The sequence below is a fragment of the Amycolatopsis sp. NPDC043887 genome, assembly GCF_056435665.1.
Genome location: NZ_JBWKEB010000007.1, coordinates 280,947 through 304,393, shown reverse-complemented (window position 1 = coordinate 304,393; position 23,447 = coordinate 280,947). Strand labels below are relative to the sequence as shown.

General features: G+C 65.8%; 25 protein-coding genes. 7 read left to right on the top strand and 18 right to left on the bottom strand.

Annotated elements, in window-relative coordinates; translation table 11 throughout:
* Positions 1–220: 220 nt before the first annotated feature.
* Together AC069H_RS20725 and AC069H_RS20720 are read right to left on the bottom strand one after the other, a co-directional pair.
* Complete coding sequence (locus AC069H_RS20725) at positions 221–577, bottom strand: hypothetical protein (RefSeq protein ID WP_478233467.1); 357 nt, start codon at positions 575–577, stop codon at positions 221–223.
* Between the two features lie 380 nt (positions 578–957).
* Positions 958–2,157, bottom strand: coding sequence for a helix-turn-helix domain-containing protein (locus AC069H_RS20720; RefSeq protein ID WP_478233466.1), 1,200 nt, complete (start codon positions 2,155–2,157; stop codon positions 958–960).
* Between the two features lie 234 nt (positions 2,158–2,391).
* Here AC069H_RS20720 and AC069H_RS20715 point away from each other — a divergent pair, with 234 nt between their 5' ends.
* The 3 genes from AC069H_RS20715 to hisS all read left to right on the top strand — a co-directional run bounded on the left by AC069H_RS20715 (position 2,392) and on the right by hisS (position 5,248).
* Complete coding sequence (locus AC069H_RS20715) at positions 2,392–2,571, top strand: hypothetical protein (protein WP_478233465.1); 180 nt, start codon at positions 2,392–2,394, stop codon at positions 2,569–2,571.
* A gap of 62 nt (positions 2,572–2,633) precedes the next feature.
* Positions 2,634–3,815 (top strand): tRNA lysidine(34) synthetase, encoded by a 1,182-nt coding sequence (locus AC069H_RS20710; RefSeq protein WP_478233464.1) that lies wholly within the window; start codon positions 2,634–2,636, stop codon positions 3,813–3,815.
* A 134-nt stretch (positions 3,816–3,949) separates the two neighbouring features.
* Positions 3,950–5,248: a histidine--tRNA ligase gene (gene hisS / locus AC069H_RS20705; RefSeq protein ID WP_478233463.1), complete on the top strand. Its 1,299-nt coding sequence runs from the start codon at positions 3,950–3,952 to the stop codon at positions 5,246–5,248.
* Between the two features lie 76 nt (positions 5,249–5,324).
* Here hisS and AC069H_RS20700 read toward each other — a convergent pair whose 3' ends face one another.
* From AC069H_RS20700 to AC069H_RS20645, 12 genes are all read right to left on the bottom strand, one after another.
* On the bottom strand, positions 5,325–5,654 hold the full coding sequence (locus tag AC069H_RS20700) for a hypothetical protein (RefSeq protein ID WP_478233462.1): 330 nt from the start codon (positions 5,652–5,654) through the stop codon (positions 5,325–5,327).
* Complete coding sequence (locus AC069H_RS20695; protein WP_478233461.1) at positions 5,651–6,409, bottom strand: hypothetical protein; 759 nt, start codon at positions 6,407–6,409, stop codon at positions 5,651–5,653. The genes AC069H_RS20700 and AC069H_RS20695 overlap by 4 nt, the downstream gene beginning before the upstream one ends.
* Positions 6,410–6,647: 238 nt before the next feature.
* Complete coding sequence (locus tag AC069H_RS20690; protein WP_478233460.1) at positions 6,648–6,881, bottom strand: hypothetical protein; 234 nt, start codon at positions 6,879–6,881, stop codon at positions 6,648–6,650.
* Positions 6,878–7,300 carry a hypothetical protein gene (locus AC069H_RS20685; RefSeq protein ID WP_478233459.1) on the bottom strand — a complete coding sequence of 141 codons (423 nt, stop codon included), beginning with the start codon at positions 7,298–7,300 and terminating at the stop codon, positions 6,878–6,880. Before AC069H_RS20685 ends, AC069H_RS20690 begins: the two co-directional genes overlap by 4 nt.
* Positions 7,300–7,713 carry a DUF3846 domain-containing protein gene (locus AC069H_RS20680; protein ID WP_478233458.1) on the bottom strand — a complete coding sequence of 138 codons (414 nt, stop codon included), beginning with the start codon at positions 7,711–7,713 and terminating at the stop codon, positions 7,300–7,302. Before AC069H_RS20680 ends, AC069H_RS20685 begins: the two co-directional genes overlap by 1 nt.
* The gene (locus AC069H_RS20675; RefSeq protein WP_478233457.1) at positions 7,710–7,970 is read right to left on the bottom strand and encodes a hypothetical protein; all 261 of its coding nucleotides are present in this window, start codon (positions 7,968–7,970) and stop codon (positions 7,710–7,712) included. Before AC069H_RS20675 ends, AC069H_RS20680 begins: the two co-directional genes overlap by 4 nt.
* 804 nt (positions 7,971–8,774) lie before the next feature.
* Entirely contained in the window at positions 8,775–9,257 is a 483-nt protein-coding gene (locus AC069H_RS20670) for a hypothetical protein (protein WP_478233456.1), read from the bottom strand.
* On the bottom strand, positions 9,254–9,895 hold the full coding sequence (locus tag AC069H_RS20665) for an Lsr2 dimerization domain-containing protein (RefSeq protein ID WP_478233455.1): 642 nt from the start codon (positions 9,893–9,895) through the stop codon (positions 9,254–9,256). Before AC069H_RS20665 ends, AC069H_RS20670 begins: the two co-directional genes overlap by 4 nt.
* Before the next feature lie 11 nt (positions 9,896–9,906).
* Positions 9,907–10,287 carry an Lsr2 family DNA-binding protein gene (locus tag AC069H_RS20660; RefSeq protein WP_478233454.1) on the bottom strand — a complete coding sequence of 127 codons (381 nt, stop codon included), beginning with the start codon at positions 10,285–10,287 and terminating at the stop codon, positions 9,907–9,909.
* Between the two features lie 281 nt (positions 10,288–10,568).
* Positions 10,569–12,107: a recombinase family protein gene (locus tag AC069H_RS20655; protein WP_478233453.1), complete on the bottom strand. Its 1,539-nt coding sequence runs from the start codon at positions 12,105–12,107 to the stop codon at positions 10,569–10,571.
* A 27-nt stretch (positions 12,108–12,134) separates the two neighbouring features.
* Positions 12,135–12,518, bottom strand: coding sequence for a hypothetical protein (locus AC069H_RS20650; protein WP_478233452.1), 384 nt, complete (start codon positions 12,516–12,518; stop codon positions 12,135–12,137).
* Between the two features lie 86 nt (positions 12,519–12,604).
* Positions 12,605–13,561 (bottom strand): Acg family FMN-binding oxidoreductase, encoded by a 957-nt coding sequence (locus AC069H_RS20645; protein WP_478233451.1) that lies wholly within the window; start codon positions 13,559–13,561, stop codon positions 12,605–12,607.
* A gap of 156 nt (positions 13,562–13,717) precedes the next feature.
* On the opposite strand from AC069H_RS20645, the gene AC069H_RS20640 reads away from it, so the two are divergent.
* Positions 13,718–14,014, top strand: coding sequence for a dsRBD fold-containing protein (locus tag AC069H_RS20640; protein WP_478226037.1), 297 nt, complete (start codon positions 13,718–13,720; stop codon positions 14,012–14,014).
* Between the two features lie 6 nt (positions 14,015–14,020).
* Here the strand turns inward: AC069H_RS20640 and AC069H_RS20635 are convergent, their stop codons facing one another.
* Positions 14,021–15,763, bottom strand: a complete 1,743-nt coding sequence (locus AC069H_RS20635) for a GAF domain-containing sensor histidine kinase (RefSeq protein ID WP_478233450.1) — start codon at positions 15,761–15,763, stop codon at positions 14,021–14,023.
* A 160-nt stretch (positions 15,764–15,923) separates the two neighbouring features.
* On the opposite strand from AC069H_RS20635, the gene AC069H_RS20630 reads away from it, so the two are divergent.
* Positions 15,924–16,871, top strand: coding sequence for an Acg family FMN-binding oxidoreductase (locus AC069H_RS20630; protein WP_478233449.1), 948 nt, complete (start codon positions 15,924–15,926; stop codon positions 16,869–16,871).
* Between the two features lie 15 nt (positions 16,872–16,886).
* On the opposite strand, the gene AC069H_RS20625 is transcribed toward AC069H_RS20630, so the two are convergent.
* Positions 16,887–17,519, bottom strand: coding sequence for a response regulator (locus tag AC069H_RS20625; RefSeq protein WP_478226034.1), 633 nt, complete (start codon positions 17,517–17,519; stop codon positions 16,887–16,889).
* Between the two features lie 188 nt (positions 17,520–17,707).
* On the opposite strand from AC069H_RS20625, the gene AC069H_RS20620 reads away from it, so the two are divergent.
* Both AC069H_RS20620 and AC069H_RS20615 read left to right on the top strand, forming a co-directional pair.
* Entirely contained in the window at positions 17,708–18,013 is a 306-nt protein-coding gene (locus AC069H_RS20620; RefSeq protein ID WP_478226033.1) for an ANTAR domain-containing protein, read from the top strand.
* Positions 18,014–18,114: 101 nt separating this feature from the next.
* Positions 18,115–18,489: a response regulator gene (locus tag AC069H_RS20615; protein ID WP_478233448.1), complete on the top strand. Its 375-nt coding sequence runs from the start codon at positions 18,115–18,117 to the stop codon at positions 18,487–18,489.
* A gap of 184 nt (positions 18,490–18,673) precedes the next feature.
* Here AC069H_RS20615 and AC069H_RS20610 read toward each other — a convergent pair whose 3' ends face one another.
* Both AC069H_RS20610 and AC069H_RS20605 read right to left on the bottom strand, forming a co-directional pair.
* Positions 18,674–22,351 carry a HAMP domain-containing protein gene (locus AC069H_RS20610; protein WP_478233447.1) on the bottom strand — a complete coding sequence of 1,226 codons (3,678 nt, stop codon included), beginning with the start codon at positions 22,349–22,351 and terminating at the stop codon, positions 18,674–18,676.
* A gap of 21 nt (positions 22,352–22,372) precedes the next feature.
* Complete coding sequence (locus AC069H_RS20605; RefSeq protein ID WP_478233446.1) at positions 22,373–23,443, bottom strand: PAS domain-containing sensor histidine kinase; 1,071 nt, start codon at positions 23,441–23,443, stop codon at positions 22,373–22,375.
* Between the last annotated feature and the right edge of the window lie 4 nt (positions 23,444–23,447).

Here is a 23,447-nt window from a genome sequence, read left to right as displayed (position 1 = left end):
CAGTGCGACAACCACCTGTCCGCTTCGTGGAGTAGGCGGCCCACTGACGATCGCCGCCGGGTCACTCGAAGTGCCTCGCGTACAGAGGTTCGGATCGCGATCAGCTGGTGGTGCCCCTCATCGGCGCTTGACCGATACGGGCGGGGAAGGTTCTCTAGACCACTTCGAGCAAGTCCGAGCGCCACTCTCTGCCGTGCCCGGCGACGCCTCGAATGCCCCATCACGGAGTCCACAACCGCGGAGCAGACGCCAGAACGAGCTTCGGCGCGAGCGGGTCACTAGGGCCTGGCAGGTCGAGCAATTGTTCGAGAACGTAGGCGAGCGAACCTTCTTGCTCCCACAGCAAACCATTGGCGTGGTCGCAGCGGATCGCCCCGGCGTCAGCCTGACCCTTTATGCGGATCGCATCGACGGCACCCTCGGGAAGCCAGACGTAGGCGCCCACCACGCGGTCAAGATGACCATCTTCATCGAAGCCAGGTTCGAATTTCCAGCCGCGAGATAAGAGTGTTGCCAGGTTTTCGAACTCAGGTGAGCCCCAGATCGAGGTGAGCGGAGATGCGGGCGCGGTGGTCATCGCCGATCACGTCCACGGCCATGCTGGACGGCCCGTCGGGCAACCGGGGCAATGTGACAAGGAGCGCCCGCGACCATCGCCGCCGAGGCGCCGCCGGCATCACGCTGCAGCGGAGCATGTCCGATAGACGAAATGCGCAATCGCCCTACGAGTGCTCGCAGCTGCAAGAAGCGTCGTCGCGCCCAGTCCACCGCCGCGCAGATGAGTGGTAGTGCGACCACGGAGGCCATGACTACGTGAAGAAACGTTGGCGTTTGAAGATCAATCACCAACTCAACCTAAGAATGTTCAGGTCGGTCGAGGTAGGACACGGTGTCCTACTACACGGTTGGGGGTAGGACACCGCGTCCTACCCCCAACCGTGTGAATGCCTACACGGGTCACCCCTCGCGGCCCACTCCGATTCGCCTTGCGAGATCACGTAGCCTGTTCGATTTTCGCGATTCCCTCGCCAGCAGCTCTCGGGCTACTTGCTTCGCAAGACTTTGGTGCTGTATCCAGTCCGGAGCCATATCCTCGGTAGCCAATAGGATCTGGAGCGCCTTGTTTCCATGTCCCATTCGCACGTGAGCTAAAGCACGGTCGGTCATGTGGCGAGCTTGGGCAGCGAGGGGTAATCCAGGATTCTGAGGCATCTTCTTAGCTGCCCGCAGTGCACCACCGTAGTCCTCGGTGACCACGTGAACATCCACGGTTTGCATTGTGACCTGAGAGGGTCCAAAGGCTGTTTGATAGTCGTCTCTGTCATGGCCAATGCGTTGAGCCACTACACTCGATTCTGCCAGGAGGTCGCTAGCGGCCTCCGCTCGTCCGTTCCGTGCAGCAGCTGTTGCGGCAGTAGTGATCAATGATCCGTATGTTGACAGATGAGGAGCTTCGACCTGCCCGGATGGCTCGATCGACTCGGCGGTCTTCGTGGCAAGTTTCACGGCTTCCTCATATCTGCCCGAAACAAGAAGTTGCCATGAAATTGAGCCGCGCAGGGTTGCCGTCAGAAGTTCGTCGCCTGCATTTTTGGAAACTTCAATTGAACGACGGACGGCAATAAATGCAGCGTCAGGTTGGTGCAGATGAGCCAATGTGCACCCAGCCACCCAGAACGCACGCGCAAGCGCATCAGCTGCCTTTGATCGCTTTATTTCGCAGACATCGTGTAATGTGGCTTGCAAGTCCGTCAGCGCAGTGGGAATAAGACTCGTGAGCACGTCATACTTTCCGGCCCAGTACGCGCCCCAGAGGTATTTGGCGGTCCTCTCGGCGTCACTGACCGAAACCGCGTCCCCCTGATAGTTTTCTAGGAGGTCGCTAATGTCAGTTACAGCTCTGCGTAGCGCTATCACCCCCGCATCATCGCCTGACGTCGGAAACGCTTCACGACCGAGAAGATCCGCCACATCGCGATCAAGCGCGCGGGCAATTCGATGAAGGCTGCCGATCTGGGCAGCGTGACGTTGCCCCTGCTCCAGCTTACGGATCAGGTCGACGCTCACTCCCGCAGCTGTCGCTAGCTCCTGCTGAGACATCCAGTCTTCTCGCAGGTCGCGGATCCGCTCCCCAATTGTGTTACCTAGCGTTTCCATAGCTGCTCACTCTCAGTGTTCGAGCCGCAGGTCCAGGCTTCCAACGGTACTCGTTGCGGTGCTGGACTGGCGGCTGAGCTGCCTTGACCGGTGGTGCGACGAACGATCGGCCGCGAACCGAGCTAGGCGGGCTGCTTTTTTCGTATCGGTCGGTAAATGTTCACACGCCGTGATCACGCGGCTACGTTAGCTCGGGTTCGAGGTTCCTTCCCGAGTGTGCATTGGAGGTCCGAGATGCCTGTGTCTGTTGGTGTCCCGGTGGCGGAGGTAGTCGAGTCGGTCGAGGAACTGGAGGTGAGTGAGCTGGCGGCGTTGGTGGCCGAGCCGGTGCCGGACCGGTGTGGCCTGGATCGGATGACGCCTCGGCGTCTGGAGGAGTTCTTGACGCCGGTCGCGTTGACCGCGCACCTGTAGGGCTGCTGGGCCGCGAGCTGGGAGGCGTACTTCTGATGGCGAACGATTGGGGACGTGTCAGCATGCAGTTCACTGCTGGCTCGCGGTCCCTCAAAGCACCGGATGAGTTGTCGTTGGCGGACATGCTGCTGGCGAATGGGATGCCGCCGGGGCTGTTTCAGGCCTATGTGGCCGGTGAGCTGGGCGAGCTTCAAGCTGTTCCGATGACGACGGTGCTGGCCGAGGTGCCGGCGGATCGGGAAGTGGTTCTGCGGTGTATCCGGAACACCGATATCACCACGCTTCGGGCACCGTCGGTCGAACTCGTCGCGCGTGACGAGTGGCCGGTGGCGGCGGTGCCGGATCTCGACGTCGGGTCTCACGATCCAGTCGCGCGGGCTCATCTGGTTGACGAGCGCACGTTGCGGGAGATGGTGGCGTTCCGGATCGAGCGTTTCCTGGAGCGGTATGAGGTCGGGGGCACGATCCTGGCGGGGATCTCCGGTGGCGGGGACAGCAACACCCTGGTCAAGGGGCTCAAGAAGGCTGCTGGCGACGTCGTCTGCTTCACGTTGGCGATGGAGCCTTTGTGGCCTGAGTCCGCGGTCGATCGTGCCCGTGAGCTGTGTGAGGACGCCGGTTTCGAGCACGTGGTCCTCTACGCCCAGGACATGGCTGATCTGCTCGGCATGACGAAGTCCCCGGAAGCGCTGTGGGACCGGTTCCGGCGAGACTTCGGCCCGGACGTGGTCCACTTCTTCGGCACGTTCTTCGTGAACCTCGTCGGCCGCCGGATGTGCCAGGACCGGGAGATCCGCAACCTCGCGGTCGGCTACAACCGCGAGGACCTGACGGCCGAGCTGCTGTTCTGCCTGCTCAACGGCAGGTCACCGTTGCGGTACCCGGTCCGGCGGATGGGGACGGTGAACTGTCTGTTCCCGCTGTGGGAGATCCCGAAGCACCTGCTCGACGCCTGCTATCCCCGCTACAGCGCGAGCAACTATAAGGAGCGGGTGGACTCCACGACGCCGCAGCGGTCAGCGATCTACGTCCTGGCTCATGCCCTGGACGCCCTCTATCCGCAGCTGTCGTTGTCCCTGCTCAAGGGCGTCTCGAAGCTCATGAACGAGGCCGACGGCTGGGAGGCGCTGACGCCGATCGCGGGCACGCCGCTGATGCGGACCAGCATGAGCGAACTGGACACCGAGGACCAGGTCCTGGACCTGCTACGCGAATACTTCGGGGACTGGCGAGAGGCTGCCTGACCGGGCGCGGGAAACTGGCCCCCAGGGCGTGGACGCGAGCCCCTCGCTGTCCGCCCCTGGGGGCCGGTCCCGTCACCGGGTCGGGTGTTCGGCCAGAATGGCCACCCAACCCACCAACGCACGAGGGACGGTTCATGGCGAAGGTTGAGCCACCATCAGGAACCCGTGATTTCGTCGGCGACGAGGTTCGCCGACGCAAGGCCGCGTTCGACACGGTGAGCACGATCTTCGAGCATCATGGGTTCGAGCCGCTGACGACGCCCGTTTTCGAGCGTCTGGAAGTCTTCGCCGGGAAGCTCGGCGAAGAAGCCTCATCGCTGATCTTCAAGATCTTGAAGCGGGGCGCGAAAGCGGCGAGCGGCGAGGCGGACTTCGCGCTGCGCTACGACCACACTGTCCCGGCCGTCCGCGCCGTGGTCACCCACGGAAGCCACCTGCCGATGCCGTTCAAGCGCTACGTCATCGACAACGTCTGGCGAGCGGACCGGGCGGCCCGCGGTCGGTTCAGGGAATTCGTCCAATGCGACATCGACATCTTCGGATCGGCGTCCCCGCTAGCCGATGCCGAGATCGTGTGGGCGATCAACGCCGGACTCGAGGCGCTCGGCGTCCGGGACTTCACGTTCCAGCTCAACTCCCGGCTGGCCCTAGCCGGTTTGCTGGAGGCCTACGGAATCCCGGACGACCAGGGCACGCGTGTGCTCGGCTCACTGGACAAGCTGGACAAGGCCACCCCGGAGGCCGTGGTCGCCGAGCTGGTCGACCGTGGCCTGTCCACCGCCGTCGCCGAGGGCCTGGTCGCCGACGTGACCGCACCCGACGGCGAGCAGGTCCGGGCACGGCTGGCCACGACCGAGCGCGGCCGGGATGGTCTAGCCGATGTGGACCGCCTGCTCGCCCTCACCGCCGATCTCCCCGAAGGACGGGCCCGGTTCACCCCGCGCATGGTGCGCGGGCTGGACTATTACACCGGCCCCATCTGGGAAGTCAGCGCGGAAGGTTTCCCCGGCTCGATCGCCTCCGGCGGCCGATATGACCAACTGGTCGCCAAGCTCGGCGGCCCGGACATGCCCGCCTGCGGCGGCTCGATCGGCCTTGAACGCATTCTCGCGATCCAGGAAGCCGAAGCGCCGGCCGAACGAGGACTCGACGTCGCGCTGACCGTGCTCGGCGCCGAAGACGAGATCGTGCGCCTCGCCGGGCAGCTGCGCGCCCGCGGGCTACGAACAGGTGTCTACCTGGGCTCGTCGGGCAAGCTCGCGAAGCAGATGAAGTGGGCCAACGACCAGAAGGCGCGCTGGGTCCTGCTCTACGGGCCGGACGAACAGGACAGTGGAGCGGTGACCGTGCGGGACATGGTGTCCGGTGAGCAGGCGCAGGTCCCGTTCGCTGAGGTCGCCGTGTACCTCGCGAAGCAGGCAGCGACGGTCTAGCGGACTGCCCTGGCGACAGCAAGAACCCCCTGTGCCGTACGTCGGCACCGGGGGTTCTTTCACGAGCAGCCGTGTCCTAGACGCCCTGGATGGTCCACCACCTCCGCAGCTCACGACCGTGGTTGAACAGGAGGTGGCCGGGTAGGACGTCGACCACGTAGACCCCTCGGCAGAACACGCACGAGGTTCGCGCGCCGAAGCGGGCGAGACCGTGCACGGACCGGCCCCGCCTTCGCGCGTCTTGCTCGGCCCGGACCCTGATCACCATGTTGTCCAGGATGGCCGCCAGGACTTTCAACTCGTGGTCGGCTAAGCCAGTGACGCAGTCCTCGATCAGCGGCAGGTCCGCCAGCCGGAGCGCGGTCATGATCGGATTCACGTCGGAGAAGCCGCCCTGGCTGGTCACGCGTCCATTCCCGTCGCTGCGAGCCGCCGGACGCAGTCGCGCAGGTCTTCGACGTGCACATCGGACTCCTGTGCGACAACGGTCCACTGCCAGGTGCTCCGCGAGACGTAGCCGACCTCGACTTCGTAGAGGTCGAGGTCGTTCAACTTGATGAGGATCTTGCGGAACTTGGTACCGGCGGGACCGAAGAGGAACATCAGGCCGTCGTCCATGCCGATGAGGTTGCGTGCGGAGATCTCGGCGCGCAGGGCGGCCCCGAGCTGGTCCTTGATCACCTGGGGGTCTGCGTCGGCCATGCGGGTTTCACCGATGGACCGCCGAACCTCGTTCATGCCGCTACCTTCCTCTGGTGCTTGTTCTGCCCACTGCTCGGTCAGATGGCCTTGTTCGTCGTATCCGAAGGTGCGGATGCGATCGAACGGGAACGCCATGAACACCGGATAGCCGTTGATCTGGAAGAGCCGGAAGTCGCGGGCGATGCCGAGGAACCATTGGCCCGGCTTCCGGTCGGTCCAGAATTTGGGGCCATATAGGACTTTGCGGTACTTGCTGTCCTGAGGCGGCCGGTTGTGCCGCTGTATCGCAAGGTGCGGGCAAAGCGATAGTGCCGCGATCGCGCAGTCCTCGTGCATGGGCGGATCGCCGTAGGTACGCAGACATGTCGACTGGACGCCGCCGAGGAACGCGACCTCCTGATCGAGTTCGTTGGCGCAGAGGCCGCACAATCCGCTTTGGGCGCTCTCGATTGCCCTCACGTCGCTGACGATGGTGAAGTCCACGTGTACGTGGCCGTCTCCCTCCTCGTGCTCGTTCATCCACGGGATGGGCAATCGCCTCTGCGGGTCGACGGGCCGCCCCGCTAGCGCGGGTGGTAGCGCTGGATGCATGTGTTGGTTCCTTTCGTGACCTGTCCGGGCTGTCCACAGTCCCCTGTGGACACCGCACGTCTGCCTCTCCGAGGAGAGGCAGACGGCGGAATCCACGCGGAACGGGTCAGGACCGTTTGCGGAGCCTGGTCACCGTGGCGTTCACACGCTTGCTCGTCCCAGGATCACCCAGTACCTCGACAATGGCGGCGTGCAGGTGTGACCGGCAGCTGTGCCGTCCTCCGTCGCCGTTGTTGAAGTACGTCACGAAGTAGGCGGCCTCCTTGCCGCACGGTCGTTTCGTGTCCCAGAAGTGGGACTCGATCTCGCAGGATTCGGCCTGTATCGAAACCTGGCTCATTGGCCGCCCCCGTCCAAGGCGACAGAACCCATGCACCAAGCCGGTCGACACTGCTGTTTTTCGTTGGAGTGAGGGCATTTCATCCGATCCAAGATGACCGTCCATGTCTCGCTGTCCTCGGCGAAGAGGAAGACAGGCTCGCCCTCCAGGTCGGCCACATGCTGGTCGCACCAGAAGTTGTACGAGCCATGCTGGACAGGCGCGATGTTGTCAGTGAACGAACGGAACAGGGCCGCGAGCTGTTGCCGGGGCACGGAACGGATCTCGAAGCCCTGGTCGTTGACCGTCGCCGCGTCTTCGAACCGGCCGCGAACCGTGCACAGGCCATCGCCACGATCGTGAACGGACCCGGTCAGGCTCATCGTGCCGCTTTCGAACGCGAACAGCTCAGGGGCGATCGGATTGGACTTCTCCGGCATCAGATCCACCTCCACCCACGCAGGTCACGGACGTCGACGTCGCGACTTTTGATCTCGGTTACGAGGGAACGGATGTACATGCCCGCAGGCGCGGAAAGAGACGTGTCGTCGCCCCCGCTGTCGGGAGCCCCCAGAAACACTACGGTTCCGTAGTAGATCTCGGTGACACCGTGGTTGAAGCCGCCCACGACGACGGTGGCGTACTCGTTGGGCATGGGAAGCTGCACGAGCTTCCCTTCCTCATCCAAGTACATCGAGGCGTGGTGCCCACTGCGGCCGAGGCGAACGGCCTCGATGGTGTTGCAGTTGATCGTCGCGTGCAGAGCTTTTAGCAAGCCGTTCCCCGAGATGGGGAACTGCTTCTCTTCCAGTTCACCGTCCGGGGTGAGAACGAGGCCATGTAGTTCGTTCACTGGACGACCTCCTCGACCTGCCACGCCCAGCCGAGGCCGAACGCGTACATGCCGTCGTCGTCGGGCTGGATGACTGCGGAGGGTTCATACGGCTTCTCCGGCATGAACACGAGTACGTAGCCCTCGGGCGTCCACTCGCAGATCGGGGACTCATCGTCGTTTTCGGCGATCCCGTTCGTCCATGCCACGACCTGCTCGGCGATCGCCTTGGGGAACCACGGCTCGATGTTCTCCCCGATGCCCTGCGGGTCACGCAAGTACGCCTGGAATCGCGGAGCATCTACTTGTCCCGCTATGTCGATGAACACGGTTGCTAGCACGGCGATTGCCGTGCTGTCAGTGCAATTCATAGGTGTCCGGGTCCTGTTCTGTGTATGGGTTACGAGGACCCCCACGACCACATGATGAGCACCCCGCAGCAATCATGCGGTCCGTAACGCGGGCGCGATGCGGCAAGCGTGGTTATGCGGGTATGCCAACGAAAAGCATGGTCGTGAAGGCTGTCCGGGCCTTGTACCCACCGTGTGGGCACACCTAAATCCTAGATGCGCCATTGCAAAACGGACAACAACCGCAACCCGAATGTCCGACGCGCGGCCAATTGCGCTGATCGTGAAATGGGGACGGCCCCCGAGCGTAAGCACGGGGGCCGCCTGTCGTACCCATACACAAATGGCCCGGACAGAGTCATTTACAGGATCCGACGGAAGACACTCTAGCGTGTCGGCCCTCCGGCGCGAAACCTGCATCTCAGCGATGCTTGGCGTGAGGATCGCTCAATGACCTGTCGCGGTTGATCCACAGACGGGCTGTCCCTGTTCCCATGCCCTCAGCGGCCGGAGCGGCAGCACCTCGGGAGTCCGGCAAGCCCCGTCACCGGTGGCTTGCCGGACCCCCAATACGGGATCGCGAGAACGACGTGACCTCGTTTAACCTCTGTCCGGGCCGGATTACGAGATCCCCGCCGATGCCCCCTACAGCACTCGCGACCCCGACACCTCAGCCTTCGTCAACCTGGGCTGAAGGTGCGTCTCAGATGCCCGACCGCCCTTCGCACGGAGTCAGGCGACGGCGGCCTTCCCGCCTTGCCGTTGCGTCGACGTCGCGGGCGGAGTCGCTTTCCGGCGGCGGTGCGCGCGAACTGTCGTTCCTGCCGCTGCCAGATCCTCCAGCTCGGCACGGATGGACACCTCGGTCGCGTAGGCCCGGCTGATCCTCACTCCCTTCGCGAGGTAGCCTTTCGCCTCCCTGTAGTCCGAACGGTTGTCGAGCCGGATGTAGCTGACGACCCGTCCCCGCCGCAGGACTACGTGGAACCGCTCGCGCTTCTTCGCCTTGCACCGACCACACACGAACGTCTTCTCGTGCGTCGCCTCAGCGTCGTTGTATGCCTCCAACAGCGGAACGTCGTCCTCATGCGGGAAGGCGTGCCCCTTGCGGCATTTCGCGAACTTGGGATTGCTGTTCAGGTATTCGTCGGGGTCTGTGACGTCCCCGTCCTCGTGCAGGGTCATCGTGTCCAATCGCGTTCGTGCTTTGCTCATTTGGCCCGCCTGCGAGACTTGCTTCCCTTCGCGGCGCTTGACGAGGAATGCTGCGCCAGGCCCTCCCACGAGGGATCGGCCATCGTGGACCACACCTGCTCGAACCAGCCCTCGTAAGCGGCCTTGGGAACGATTCCTCGAGTACCGAGGTCGTCCCACCCGTTGCGCCTCGCCCACTCCCGGACAGCACGGCGAGCCTCCGAGAAGCGCCGCGCCGTCTCCCGGCTCAGTGGTCGCGGCGGGTCCATCCACCAGGGCTGACCTTGCACGGGCACCGGCGTGATGGTCGGCAGCGGGCCACCAGAGCGGCCGTCGACCGTCACCTGCCCATCTTGGCTGGTCTCATCGTCTTTCAGCCTGCGGGCAGCCTTCGTCCAGTACGACGTCATGGCGTCGAAACGCTCGACCTCGTCCGGTCGCAGCCATCGCGTGTACTGCTTGCGGTTGTACGTGAACGTGCGTTTCCGCCAGCCTGTCATCCACTCCGCGAAGTCGCTGTCGATCCTCGCGGCGTTCTCCTCGCTAAGGTCGATGACGTAGGACCGGGCGCCCACCTCGAACGTCCGGGCCGTGGTCGCTTCAAGCGAAGCGTCCACGTCATCGACATAGCTGACGATGGTTTCGACCTTCTGTGCCATCTCTCTCCCGGCTACGTATCGGCGCCGTCTTGGCGGCGCTTCAGCTGGACCACGTTCTCCTGATCGCCTTGGTCCGAACTGGCATCGGCCACTGTGTCCGGACGAGGTGGATCGGAATGCGCCTGGTCGTACTGCCGGCGGATCTGCGCGGGAACTCGCCCGCGGGCGCTGACCGGCAGCTTGCGCCGTAGCGCCCACGCCCTGATCGTGGCGTCATCTGCCTCGTGGGGCTCTCCTCTCCCTCGGTTGCGGAGCAGGCGGCAGACCACCCCAGCCTCGTCTGCGTCGAGATCGACTTCGTACATCGTGGCGGCCGTCGGGCCGCCTGGGGATGCGCGCTGGTCTTCGTCTTCGTTCATGAAGAGGATCAGCGCCCGGTGGCGGGTCACCATGTGAGGCAACACTTCCTGTCGTGGTTCCACTCATCGTGTAATTCCATTGCGTTGCGAGGGGTAACTGGAGTTTTACAACGCGATGATCAACCCGGCAACCGAATGACATTGCGGGACACGATCGGGTGATAAACGTCCTCTTCATGTATCTGGAGAGTGAGTAGCGCGACGGCCAGGGAAGAAGAATGCCGTCGCGCTACTTACTTTCTCGGAGGTAGTCCGAACGGAGCAGTTGTAATCAGAGAAGGTCCGCTGATCGGATCACCCGATCGGCGGCATCGTCACGCCGCCGTCCGCTCCCCCGGCGCTTTGAATCGCATGTCGATGGCCATTGGATTGAACGCGCGACTCCCGGCGCGCCCGACCGGCATGATCGTAACGACCATCAGAGTGTCGAGGACGTAACGCTTAACGCTCAGCGGCTGCGATTTCCATAGCTGAGCCACGTCCTTGACTCCGATAAACTGAGCCAGAGGTGAGTCTGCGACAGCCGCATCCCGGATCTGCCGCTCAATCGCTTCAAGGCGACTCAGACCCAGTTCGGTGCCTCTCAGCATTTGAGATCGCGTGATCTGCCCCCGAATACGGTCCTCAGCGAACCCGTCCAGCTCGACACGGATGGCATCGGCCTCCGTGCGCAGCACGCCTAGATCCACGGCGGGCTTCTTCTCCGCTTCGTATACGAACTGCTCAACAAGCTTTCGATCACTGGCGATCCGCTGTAGGAGAGTCGCTTGCACCAAAGCGTCGAGGTGCACCGCGTTCCGGGTCAGGTGGGAGCTGAGCTTGCACTTGTATCGATGCGCTCGCTCACTGATACCGACGTCGCACGTCGTGCCATCCAGATGGACACCACACCCATAGATCCCCGACCCGAGCCACCGGGGAGGCCCACCCGCTGACCTTCCGGTACGTGCGGGATCGGTAAGCAGCCGGACCACGGCCTGAAACACCTCCGGAGCCACAATCGGCTCGCCAGGAAGCTTGCCAACCTCACTGCCTTTATGTAGGAGGACCCCCATGTTCCGCGGACGCGCTAGTAGATGCCGCAACGCGCCCGCCGTCATCGGCATGCCCGTACTCGTCCGAACTCCGGCGTCCCGCGCCTCGGCCGCTAGCGCCGCTAGAGTCCACTGCTTCTTCGTATGCTTGTTCAGCTGGAGAACGCGCATGGAAGCGTAGGCAAGGAAGTCGGACTCACCTTCGCGCGGCGTGATCCCATCCTCCTCGAAGCCGAAGGGGCGGATGCCGCCACCGTGCTCCCCCGCCATGGCCTTCCGTTCACGTCCGAGTGAGACTCGGCGGGAGGTGTCCCGCGACGACTTGTTCGCAAAAGCAGCCATAGCGCGGGCTAGCGTGATCTCGGAGTCTGTTCCACCGTCGGTGAAGGTCAGACTCCCCGTGAGAGATCGGACGTTGATCTTGTTCGCCTCGGCGACGTCGATCAGGTCTTCGAGGTCCCGTGGATCACGCAGTACCCGATCCAGGTCTTCGGCCAGCAGGCCATTAGCGACACCCGACTTCAGGTCCCGAAGGACTCTCCTGTAGCCAGGCCGGATGACACGCATCACAGTGGAGCCGTCGGGCAGCGTGACCTTGCGTCGTTTGAACGCCGAGGCCGGTCGAGCTTTGCCGGTTTTGGCATCGACGTCGTTCTCGACTATGACTTTTACAACTTGCCAACCCCACCGGTCAGCGAGTTCGCGTAGTCGCCGCTCCCGATCACCGAAGGTTTTGCCGGTTCCGTCCTTCAGGTCCTCCTGTCGCAGGTCAGAGAGCCGCAGGTAGATGATGGCTTGTGTAATGACTGTCCGGGTCATGACACGGACAGTCACAAACCTGGTGTGTCATAAACAAGTGGTCGGCCCGCCGACGTTCGCCGCCCAGTACGACCGGTCACCCGCCGGATACGGCACGACGGCGGTGAAACCGCCCGATGCCGACGTCAGCAGGTACTTCTCGCCACCTCGCTCGGCGAGCTTCGCGTCGCTCGGGTTGCTCCACGAACCCGCCAGGTCCGCCAGCCCGTTCGCGGCGTTCGGCGCCCACGCCCAGCTCACCTTCCGGCCCTGCCAGGACGCCCGGTCCGCGGACAGGACCAGGATCCGCTTGGACGCCTGCTCGGTGATGACGATCGAACCGCGATCGCGGGCGCCCTCGTCCGCCACCGCCGGCGCGGACGCCGCGACCGAAAGGCCCACGACGGCCAGCGCCGCCAAGGATTTCCGCATGATCTCCATAGGGAGACCGAACCCGCCCCGGGTGACGGGCGGGTGGCGGCGGCCCGAAACGTGGATGTCGACGAGATGACCCCGGATCAGAGGCTCGCCTCGGACCGCCGGAGCAGCACTTCGCCGACCTGACGGCGGGCCGTCATCGGCACCGGACGGCCGTACCCGAAGCGCAACACCGTGTGCGGCCGGCCGAGGTCGGCGAAGATCCGGTCCATCCCGGCCCGGGTCTCCGGGGTTTCGAACGGCCTGCCGACGAACGACGCCGCGAGGCCGGCGGCCGTCGCCGTCAGCAGTACCCGCTGCAGCACCATGCCCGCCCGAAGATCCGCGGCGGGTCCGGTGTCCGCGGTCAGCACCGCGCCGAGCACCGGCTCACCGCCTTCGGGCTCCGCGGTGAAGAAGGACGCCTGCGAGGCAGTGCGGTGAGCCGACGGCCGTCTGGTCGGCGCCGGGACACCGTCCGGCGCGTTCGCCGTCCGCCTGGTCCACAACGCGACCTCCGCCTGGAACGCACCGTTGCGTGCCTGCGCGACCTCGGCCCGGTGCAGCACGCCCGCGACCGCGTTCGCCCGGTCACCACGACCGAACAGCTCCAGCAGCCCACCCTCCACGAGCGCGGCCGCCCGCAACGTCATCCGCGCCCACACGGGCACCGGCCGGTCCAGGAACGGACGACGGTTCGTGTGCCGGCGGAAGACGACCTCGGCCAGCCTCCGCTCCTCCGGCGAGGAGAACCGGTCGCCATCGATCTCGAGTTCGGCGAGCAGATCAGGCTCGTCCGGCTTCGGCACCACCCGCACCGAAAGGGTCTTGCCGTTGGACCGCAACGAAATCATCAGGTTGAACATCGCCGCACCGCACGACAGCCGCGCCTCGCGGGCGTCCGGGTCGGCGATCCGGAGCACCCTGGCGCGGTCGAGCCACACCTCGATCCGGTCCCTGTCGACGACGAACCGCCACGGCTGGGTGTTGAGCGGGGACGGCGCGCGGACGGCGGCCGCCACCGCCTGGTCGACATGAGTCGGCAACGGGATCTTCATCGTGGTCTCTCCGAAGACGAGGGTTGGTCCACCTTCGGCCGGGGTACCCGGCGACCGCAGCGGCCGCCGGTCACGAATTCCGAGGACTTTCGCCCCCGATTCCCGGGAGCGAGGACTTAGGACCCTGTGCCACGAACGGCGGCGATGGGAGTCTCGATGACCGGAACGGAGCCGACGATGACGGACAAGTGGACGATCGACGTTTCCCTGCAGCACGAGCCGTACCGGGTGCGCGCGGAAGCGTTGCTCCGGCTCGAGGACGGCGGCGAGTTCGTCGGTGTCGGAATCGCGGAGGCCGGGCTGAGAAACGGTTCGGCATCCCAGATCGGCTCCTATCTCGCGGTGACACGGGCCCTTTCGGACCTCACCGCGGAACTGCTGGAGACCGTCGCCTCCGACGTCGCCCGCTCGGTCGAAGTGGACGGGATCCTCACCACGCAGTCGACGAACTGACCGCGGTCAGCGCAAGGGGGCGGACCACTCGACCCTGGTTCCGCCCTCTTCTTTCGCCTCCGCCCGGAACGTCCCGCCCGCCCTTTCCGCGCGGTCGCGCAGATTCCGCAACCCGCCGGGCCCGCCGGGCTCACCGCCGATCCCGGTGCCGTCGTCGGTGACGACGATCCGCAGGACGTCGTCCTTCACCGCGACGCTCACCGAAACCCCGCTCGCCCGCGCGTGCCGGACCACGTTGCCGACCGTTTCCAGCACCACCGCTTCGGCGTGTTCGGCGAAGGCGAGCGGAATCGAGTCGAGCGGCCCGGACAGGCTGACCGTCGGATGGGTCGGGGTGTCGTCGGTGAGTTCGGCGATCGAGTCGTAGAGCCGGTGCCGCAACCGCACTCCCTGCTGGCCTGCCTCGCCGCCGTGGAGATCGAAGATCGCCGTGCGGATCTCGTGCACGATCTCGTGCATCTGGTCGATGCTCTCGCCGATCCGCCGCCGCAGTTCCGGCGAGTCCGCGCGGCGGTGGGTGCTCTGCATCGTGAGTCCGACCGCGAACAACCGCTGGATCACGTGGTCGTGCAGATCCCTGGCGATCCGGTCGCGGTCGGCGAGTACGTCGAGTTCCCTGGCCGTGCGCTGCCGCGCCGCCAGTTGCAGCGCGAGCGCGGCCTGGTCGGCGAACGAGGCCACCACGGGCAACTGGGCGAGTTCGAACGGGACGGCGCCCGGGTTCCGCACCGCCATCAGCACGCCGGACGTCCGTTCCCGCGCCCGGAGCGGCACCACGAGCGTCGGGCCGAGGCACAACTCCCCCTCGTCGCCGAGCACGAGTTCGGGCACACTGCGCGGGGTCCGGTCGCGGTAGACCGCCCCGGGCAAGGAGGTGGCGACGCTGATCCGCGTCCCCGTCAGCTCCGCCGCCCGCGTACCCGCGCAGACGGCGATGGTGAGTTCGTCGGCCTCGTCCTCCCCGTCCGGGCTGACGTCGAGCCGTCCGGGACCGGGCAGCGCCAGCAGGGTGAGGTCGGAACCGGTGAGTTCGAGCGCCCGGCCCGCGATCAGGTTGAGCGCGTCGACGGGATCGGTTCCGCCCAGCAGTTCCGTGGTCACCTCACTGGTCGCGGCCTGCCACCGCTGGCGGATCCGCGTCTGCTCGTAGAGGTGGGCGTTCTCGATCGCGATCCCGGCCGCGGCGGCGAGTGCCTGGACGACCACCTCGTCGTCGTCGGTGAAACTCTCCCCGCGTTTCTCGGTGAGGTACAGATTTCCGAACACCTCGTCGCGCACCCGGATCGGCACGCCGAGGAAGGAGCGCATCGGCGGATGGCAAGGCGGGAACCCGACCGACGCGGGATGCCGCGAAATGTCGGCCAGCCGCACCGGTTTCGCCTCGTCGATGACGAAACCCAGCAGCCCGTGCCCTTTCGGGAGATGCCCGATCTGTTCCTTCTTCTCGCCGTCGATGCCGAGATAGACGAATTCGGCGAGCGATCCGTCGTCCGCGATCACCCCGAGCGCGCCGTAAGTGGCTTCGCCGAGTTCGATGGCCGCCTGCACTATCCGGCGCAGCGTCGTGTCCAGCTCCAGCCCCGACGCGACCGCGAGCACCGCTTCGAGCAGGCCGTCCATCTTGTCGCGGGTGCCGATGAGCCGTTCGATGCGGTCCTGGAGGTCCCGCAGCACCTCACGAACGCGCAGCTGGGAAAGGGCGCCGGTGATCCGGTCGTCGCTTCCGCCCAGCCGGTCATGAGCCGACATCCTGCTGCGCCTCCGAAGATCGGGACGAGTCGCGGCCGTGGTGACTTTCTCCTCTTTCGGCCCCGTACCGCAGGCGGGGACCGTCTCACAAGACAACCTTATTGCCCGTGGCGCGGCGGCGGGGGAAACCATGACCATACAAGTCACCAGGGTCGGACGCTTGAACTCCGAACAGGTGAATTCCGTGCTCCGGTCGGCGACATTGGCTCCGTCGACGCACAACACGCAGCCGTGGCTCTTCCGGTGCACCGGCACCGGGATCGAAGTCCACGCCGATCCGCGCCGGATCCTGCCCGCCACTGATCCGGACGGCCGGGAAATCGTTCTCTCGTGCGGTGCCGCCCTGTTCACGCTCCGGACGGCGATTCACGCACTCGGCTTCCATCCGGCGACGACCCTGATGCCGAGCCGCGCCGATCCCGATCTGCTGGCGGTCGTCCGGCCGCTCGCCGAGCGCACGCCGGATCCGAAGGTCGTCCGGCTCGCCCGTGCGATCCCCCGCCGACGGACCAACCGGCGGCCGTTCCTGTCCGACGTCGTCCCGAAGACCACGCTCACCGCGCTCCGTCACGCGACCGAACTCGAGCACGCTTGGATGTCGAGCTTCGATGTCGAACAGTGCCGGCTGCTGCGAGACCTCACCGCCCGTGCCCGCCGCGAGCAACTCGCCGACCCCGCGTTCCTCGCCGAACTCGACCGCTGGACCGGCCTGGGCGCGAGCACTCGCGACGGGGTGCCGTCCTACGCGATGGCGGGCTCCCCCGCCGACGAAAGCTGGCTCCTCGACGAATTCGGCGAAGACCACAGCACCACGCTGCCTCTTCCGCTCGTGGTGGTGATCGGGTCCCTGACCGACGAACGGCTCGACCGGCTGCAAGCCGGCCAGGCACTGCAACGGGTCCTGCTGACCGCGACCTGCGCGGGCCTGGACGTGTCGTTCATCTCGCCGCCGATCAGGGTCCGCGGGGCCCGCGCCGAACTCCGGCGTCTCCTCGGCTGCGGCGTGTGGCCGCAGGTGCTGCTGCGGGTCGGTTACGGGTCGCCGCTGCCGTGGACGCCCCGGCGCCCGCTGGAGGACATGCTGCTCGACACGCTCATTTCCGCTTGAGCCAGGCCGGAGGCTTCACTGCCGTCGCAGTTCCGTGGCCAACACGGCCGCCTGAGTCCGCCGCTGCATCCCGAGTTTCGTCAGCAGCCGGGACACGTAGTTCTTCACGGTCTTCTCCGCGAGGAACATCCGCTCGGCGATCTGCCGGTTGGTCAGTCCCTCGCCGATCAGTTCCAGCAGGGTGCGTTCCTGGTCGGAAAGCCCGGCGAGCGGTCCCTTCTTGGCGGCGTCGTCGCGGAACTTCGCCATCAGCGTCGCGGCGGCCCGCGTGTCCAGCAACGACCGGCCGAGGCCGACCTCCTTGACCGCCGCCACCAGGTCCATCCCCCGGATGTCCTTGATGACGTACCCACTCGCGCCCGCCATTATCGCGTCCAGCATCGCTTGCTCGTCGGTGTAGGACGTGAGCATCAGGCATTTCAGCTCGGGCATCTTGGAGCGCAGTTCCCTGGCTAGTTCGACGCCGTTGCCGTCCGGCAGCCGCACGTCGAGCACGGCGACATCCGGCCGCAGAGCCGGAATCCTCGCCAGCGCTTGGGAAAACGTGGCGGCCTGCCCGACGACGCACAGGTCGGAGTCCTCCTCGAACATGTCCGCGACCCCTCGACGGACCACCTCGTGATCGTCGACCAGAAACACCCGGAGCATTCCGACCTCCACGGCTTCCCTCCTCGGATGAGAGCGTACGGCGCACGGCCGGTCACTGCGACAGGCCAAAGGGCCCTGTTCGGCGCCCGTTCGAGTGGCTGCCGCCGACCGGACCAGGTTCATTTGCATCATTCGAGTCAGGACGTTCTGTTCTTCCGGAGCAATCCGGCCGCTGCGACGATCACCTCATGTCCGAGATCACGTCTTCGCCGGCCCCCGCGGCCGGGTCTCCCGACCCGGCCGACGACCTCGTGGCCATGCGCAACCGCATCCGCTTCTACCGGGCCCGCGCCGAGCAACTCCAGTACGCGCTCGACCACCGGCTTCCCATCGAACAGGCGAAGGGAATCCTCGCCGAGCGTTACCAGATCGACATCGACGCGGCGTTCGAACTGCTGCGCTCGTTCTGCCGCAACAACAACATGAAGATCCACGACGTCGCCAGGACGCTCATCGAGCAGCCCAGCGAAGGTGACCGCCGGATCTCTTGCTGAGTCACGCCCAGTTCGGCGGGGGGCCCGCGACCACCACCGGAGCCGCAGACCGCGCGGGCTCGGATCGGGTGATGAACCGAACGCCGCCCCCCAGACTCCGGGTGCTCGTAGCGGACGACAACCCGGTCATCGGCGACGCCCTGCGCGCCCTCTTGGAATCCGAACCTGACATCGAGGTGGTCGGCGTCGCGCTCGACGCCGGTGAAGCGGTCGCGCTCGCGGAGTTGCTGGCCCCGGAGGTCGCCCTGCTGGACGTACGGATCCCCGGCGGAGGCGGCGCGTGGATGGCGCGGGAGATCCGGCGCCGGGTGCCCCATACGCGGCTGATGGCGTTCTCCGCGCACAGCGACACCCGGTCCATCGCCCAGATGGCGTCCGCGGGCGTCACCGAATACCTCGTGAAGGGCAGCCCCAACACGGAGATCGTCGCGGCCATCCGCCGCGTCTGCGCGAGCAGCGCCAACGGGACCGAGTAGCCCGCCGCTGAGAGCCTGTTGGCGGAGCTGCGACGTGCCTCGCGAAAGGGACATAACGCGTGACCCCGCCTCGGCCGAAGGCCTCGCTATCGCGGTGGCAGGGCGCCTCTGTCGCCAACGTGAGAGGTAAGACCAGATCGCGCCCTGCCGGCGCGATCGCGGACGCGGGTTCACCAACAGACACTCAGTCCGCGAGCCAGCGTTCCATGCAAGCCAGCAGTTCCTCGGCGTTCACGGGTTTGGTGACGTAATCACTCGCCCCGGCGGCGAGGCTCTTCTCTCGGTCCCCTTCCATCGCTTTCGCGGTCACCGTGATGATCGGCAGACCGGCGAACTTCGGCATCTCGCGGATCGCCGCGGTCGTCGCGTGGCCGTCCATCTCCGGCATCATCACGTCCATCAGGATCAGGTCGATGTCGTCGTCGGCCAGCAGTTCCTCGATGCCCTTGCGGCCGTTGGGCGCGTGCACGACCGACAGTCCGTGCAGTTCGAGCATCCCCGAGATCGCGTACACGTTGCGGGGGTCGTCGTCGACGAGCAGGACCTTGCGCCCCTGCAACCGCGGCGAGCCGGCAGGCAGGCCGGGCGGCTGGTCGTCCGGCGACGGCACCGTCACCTCCGGCTGCTGCATCAGCGGCAGGATGCCTTCGAGTTCGCTGGCCGAGATGTGCAGCATGATGCGTTCCCGCAGCATGTCCAGCGACGGCAACAGCTCGACCGGATGCACCTTCGCGTGCCCGTGCAGCAATCGCTCCTGCGCCGCGCTGAGCTTGCGGGTCGCGTACGCCAGCACCGGGACCTCGACGGGGTCCGGCCCCTCGGCGAGCCGTTTGAGGAACGTCAGCGCGCTCGTTCCGGGAATGCTGGTGTCGAGCACGACGCACCGGTAGCTCTCGCGCTTCACCTCCTCGTACGCCTCCACCGGATCGGCCACCGCCCGTACCTGGACCGAGCCGTGGCTGTCCGCGACGTCGGCCGCGACACCGCGAGCGAGCAGGGTCAGCAGGCTGTTCCGCTCGCCCTCCACGACCAGGACCCGCCGCTCCGCGCCGACTTTGTCCACAGTGGACTCGTCGAGGCTCGCGGGCGCGGCGAACCTGGCCACCGGCAGGTAGAGCGTGAACGTGCTGCCCGTCCCCAGCGCACTGTCCGCCCGGATCTCACCGCCGAGCAGGTACGCGACCTCACGGCTGATCGACAGGCCGAGCCCGGTGCCGCCGTACTTGCGGCTGGTTGTGCCGTCGGCCTGCTGGAAGGCCCCGAAGATCGATTCGAGGTTCTCCTCGGCGATCCCGATCCCGGTGTCGATGACGCTGAAGGCCACCAGTGATTCGTGCGGGAGCGCCCCCGACGGCGAAACGACGGTGTCGACCAGTTTGACCCGCAGTTCGACGCTGCCGTCTTCGGTGAACTTGACCGCGTTCGACAGCAGGTTCCGCAGCACCTGCCGCAGCCGTTGCTCGTCGGTGAAGAGCAGTTCGGGCACGTTGGGTTCAACGGTGACCTGGAAGTCGAGCCCCTTCTCCGCGGTCAGCGGAAGGAAGGTGGTGCCAACGTAGTCGAGCAGCTGGCGCAGCGGGAACGGCTCGTGGTGGATGTCCATCTTGCCAGCCTCGACCTTCGACAGGTCGAGGATGTCGTTGATCAGCTGCAGCAGGTCGGTGCCCGCGGACTGGATCACCTTGGCGAACTCGACCTGTTTGGGCGTCAGGTTCTGGGTCGTGTTCTGCGAGAGGACGCCGGCGAGGATCAGCAGGCTGGTCAACGGCGTACGGAGCTCGTGCGACATGTTCGCCAGGAACTCAGACTTGTACTTCGAAGCCAGCGCGAGCTGCTGCGCGCGTTCCTCGATCTCCTGGCGCGCCTGCTCGATTTCGAAGTTCTTCACCTCGATGTCGCGGTTCTGCCGCGCGAGGAGTTCGGCCTTCTCCTCCAGTTCCGCGTTGGAGACCTGGAGCTTCGCCTGCTGCGCTTGGAGTTCCTCCGAGCGGGCCTGGAGCTCCTCGGCGAGCCGCTGGGACTCCTCCAGCAGCGAGTCGGTCCGAGCGTTGGCGATGATCGTGTTGACGTTGACCCCGATGGTCTCCATCAGTTGTTCGAGGAAATCCTTGCGGACGGCGGTGAATTGGCCGAACGTGGCCAGTTCGATGACGCCGAGCACCTGGTCCTCGAAGACGATCGGCAGCACGATCAGGGTGACCGGCGGGGCGGAGCCGAGGCTCGACGAGACCTTCACGAAACCCGGTGGCGTCCGGTCGACCACGATCGGTTTCTTGGTCTGCGCGGCCTGGCCGATCAACGACTGCCCCATCGCGAACTCCGAGGGCGTGTCCGGGTCCTCGCTGTGCCCGTAGCTGGTGATGAGCCGCAGCCGGGTGCCGTGTTCACCGGATTCGGTGAGGAACAGCGTCCCGTGCTGGGCGCCGACCAGCGGGGTCAGCTCGTTCATGATGAGCGTGGCCACCACCCGCAGATCCCGGTGCCCCTGCATCAGGCCGGAGATCCGCGCCAGGTTGCTGTTGAGCCAGTCCTGTTCCTCGTTCGCCCGCGTGGTCTCGCGCAGCGACTGGACCATCGCGTTGATGTTGTCCTTCAGCTCCGCGACCTCGCCCTGCGCCTCGACGGAGATCGACCGGGTGAGGTCGCCGGTGGCCACCGCGCTGGTGACCTCGGCGATCGCCCTGACCTGGCGGGTCAGGTTGCCCGCCAGCTCGTTGACGTTCTCCGTCAGCCGCTTCCAGGTGCCCGAAACGCCTTCGACCTCGGCCTGGCCGCCGAGCCGCCCCTCACTGCCGACCTCGCGCGCGACGCGGGTGACCTCCGCGGCGAACGCGGAGAGCTGGTCGACCATCGTGTTGATGGTGGTCTTGAGCTCCAGGATCTCGCCGCGGGCGTCGACGTCGATCTTGCGGGACAGGTCGCCCTGCGCGACCGCGGTGGTCACCTGGGCGATGTTGCGGACCTGGCCGGTGAGGTTGTTCGCCATCGAGTTGACGTTGTCGGTGAGGTCCTTCCAGGTCCCGGCGACGTTCGGCACCCTGGCCTGCCCACCGAGGATGCCCTCGGTGCCGACCTCGCGCGCCACGCGCGTGACCTCGTCCGCGAAGGCCGACAGCGTGTCGACCATCGTGTTGATCGTCTGCGCTAGCGCGGCGACCTCGCCCTTGGCCTCGACGATGATCTTCTGCGACAGATCACCCCTGGCGACCGCGGTCGCGACCTGGGCGATGGACCGCACCTGATCGGTCAGGTTGTCGGCCATGACATTGACCGACTCGGTCAAACCCTTCCACGTGCCCGACACCCCCTTGACGTCCGCCTGACCACCCAGCCGCCCCTCGGTGCCGACCTCGCGAGCCACGCGCGTGACCTCGTCGGCGAACGACGACAACTGATCCACCATCGTGTTGATCGTGTTCTTCAACTCCAGGATCTCGCCCCGCGCGTCCACGGTGATCTTCTGCGACAGATCACCCTTCGCCACCGCCGTCGCGACCTCGGCGATGTCGCGGACCTGGCCGGTGAGGTTGCCCGCCATCGCGTTCACCGAATCGGTGAGGTCCTTCCAGGTCCCCGAAACCGAGGGCACCGCCGCCTGGCCGCCGAGCTTTCCGTCGGTCCCCACCTCGCGCGCGACCCGGGTGACCTCGGAGGTGAACAACGCCAGCTGATCGACCATCCCGTTGAAGACGAGCGCCATCTCGTCCATCAGGACGTCGTCCACCTGGGGCAGCCGGGTGCTGAAATCACCGTCGCGAACGGCTTTCAGGCCCTCCAGCAGCCGCTGCAAGCCTTGGTCGTCGATCGCCCCGCCCACCCGGACCGTCTCTCGTGATCCGCGCTTGCTTCCCGGTTCCGGCATCGAAATGGCTCCTTGTCCTGACTACCCGCGGAGAGGGCCCAACGGAATCCAGAAGGTCACCGACGTACCTTCGCTGGGTCTGCTGGAGATCCGAAACCAGCCTTGCGCCGCTTCGGCACGTTCACGCATCGACGCCATGCCGATGTGCTCGCCCGACAACGATTCATGCGCGTTCTCGCCGTCCGGTTTCATCCCATCGCCGTCGTCGGCGACCGTCACCAGCAGACCGCCGTCCTGACCGGTCAGCGAGACCGCGACGGAAGTGGCGTTCGCGTGTTTACGCACGTTCACCAACGCCTCCTGCAGGATCCGGAAGGCGGTGACGACGAGGTGGGGCGGCGGCTTGACGGCGAGATCGTGCCGCAGTGTGCATTCGAGCCCCCACCCCGCCACGACCTCGTCGAGGTAGTCGCGGACGGAAGCGATCACGTCCTCGTCGTTCAACGCGGGCGGCCGCAATTGGGCGACGAGGATCCGCAATCGTCGGATCGCCCCTTGAATCGCTTCGTCGAGTTGCTTCAAAGCGGGATCCCGCCGTTGCGCGGCGAGCATCTGCAACCGCATGCTGACGGCTATCATCGACTGAATGGAATCGTCGTGAACATCCCACGCGATACGGCGACGTTCGGTTTCCTGTGCCCGGACCAAATGTGCGAAGGCCTGGCGGCGTTCGGTCCTTTCCTCCAGTGTTTTCCGGCGTTCGGTGAGATCACGGGTGACTTTGCCGAAACCGACGAGGCCGCCTTGTGCGTTCCGCAAGGCGGTGATCACGGTGTTGGCCCAGAACCGTTCGCCGCCGCGCCGGACGCGCCAGCCCTCGTCCTCGTGACTCCCCATCTCGGCGGCGACCAGCAGCTCCGAGGCGGGTTTGCCGTCGGCGACGTCGTTTTCGGTGTAGAAAACGGAGAAATGACGGCCGAGGATCTCGTCCTCGGAATAGCCCTTGATCCGCTCCGCCGCCGGATTCCAGCTGATCACGCGACCCTCGGCGTCCAGCAGGTAAATGGCGTAGTCGACGACGCTGTGCATGAACAACTCGAAGAGCACAGCGCTGCGGTGATCAGGCGTCTGTTCCGATGGCAGCATGGCCATAGTG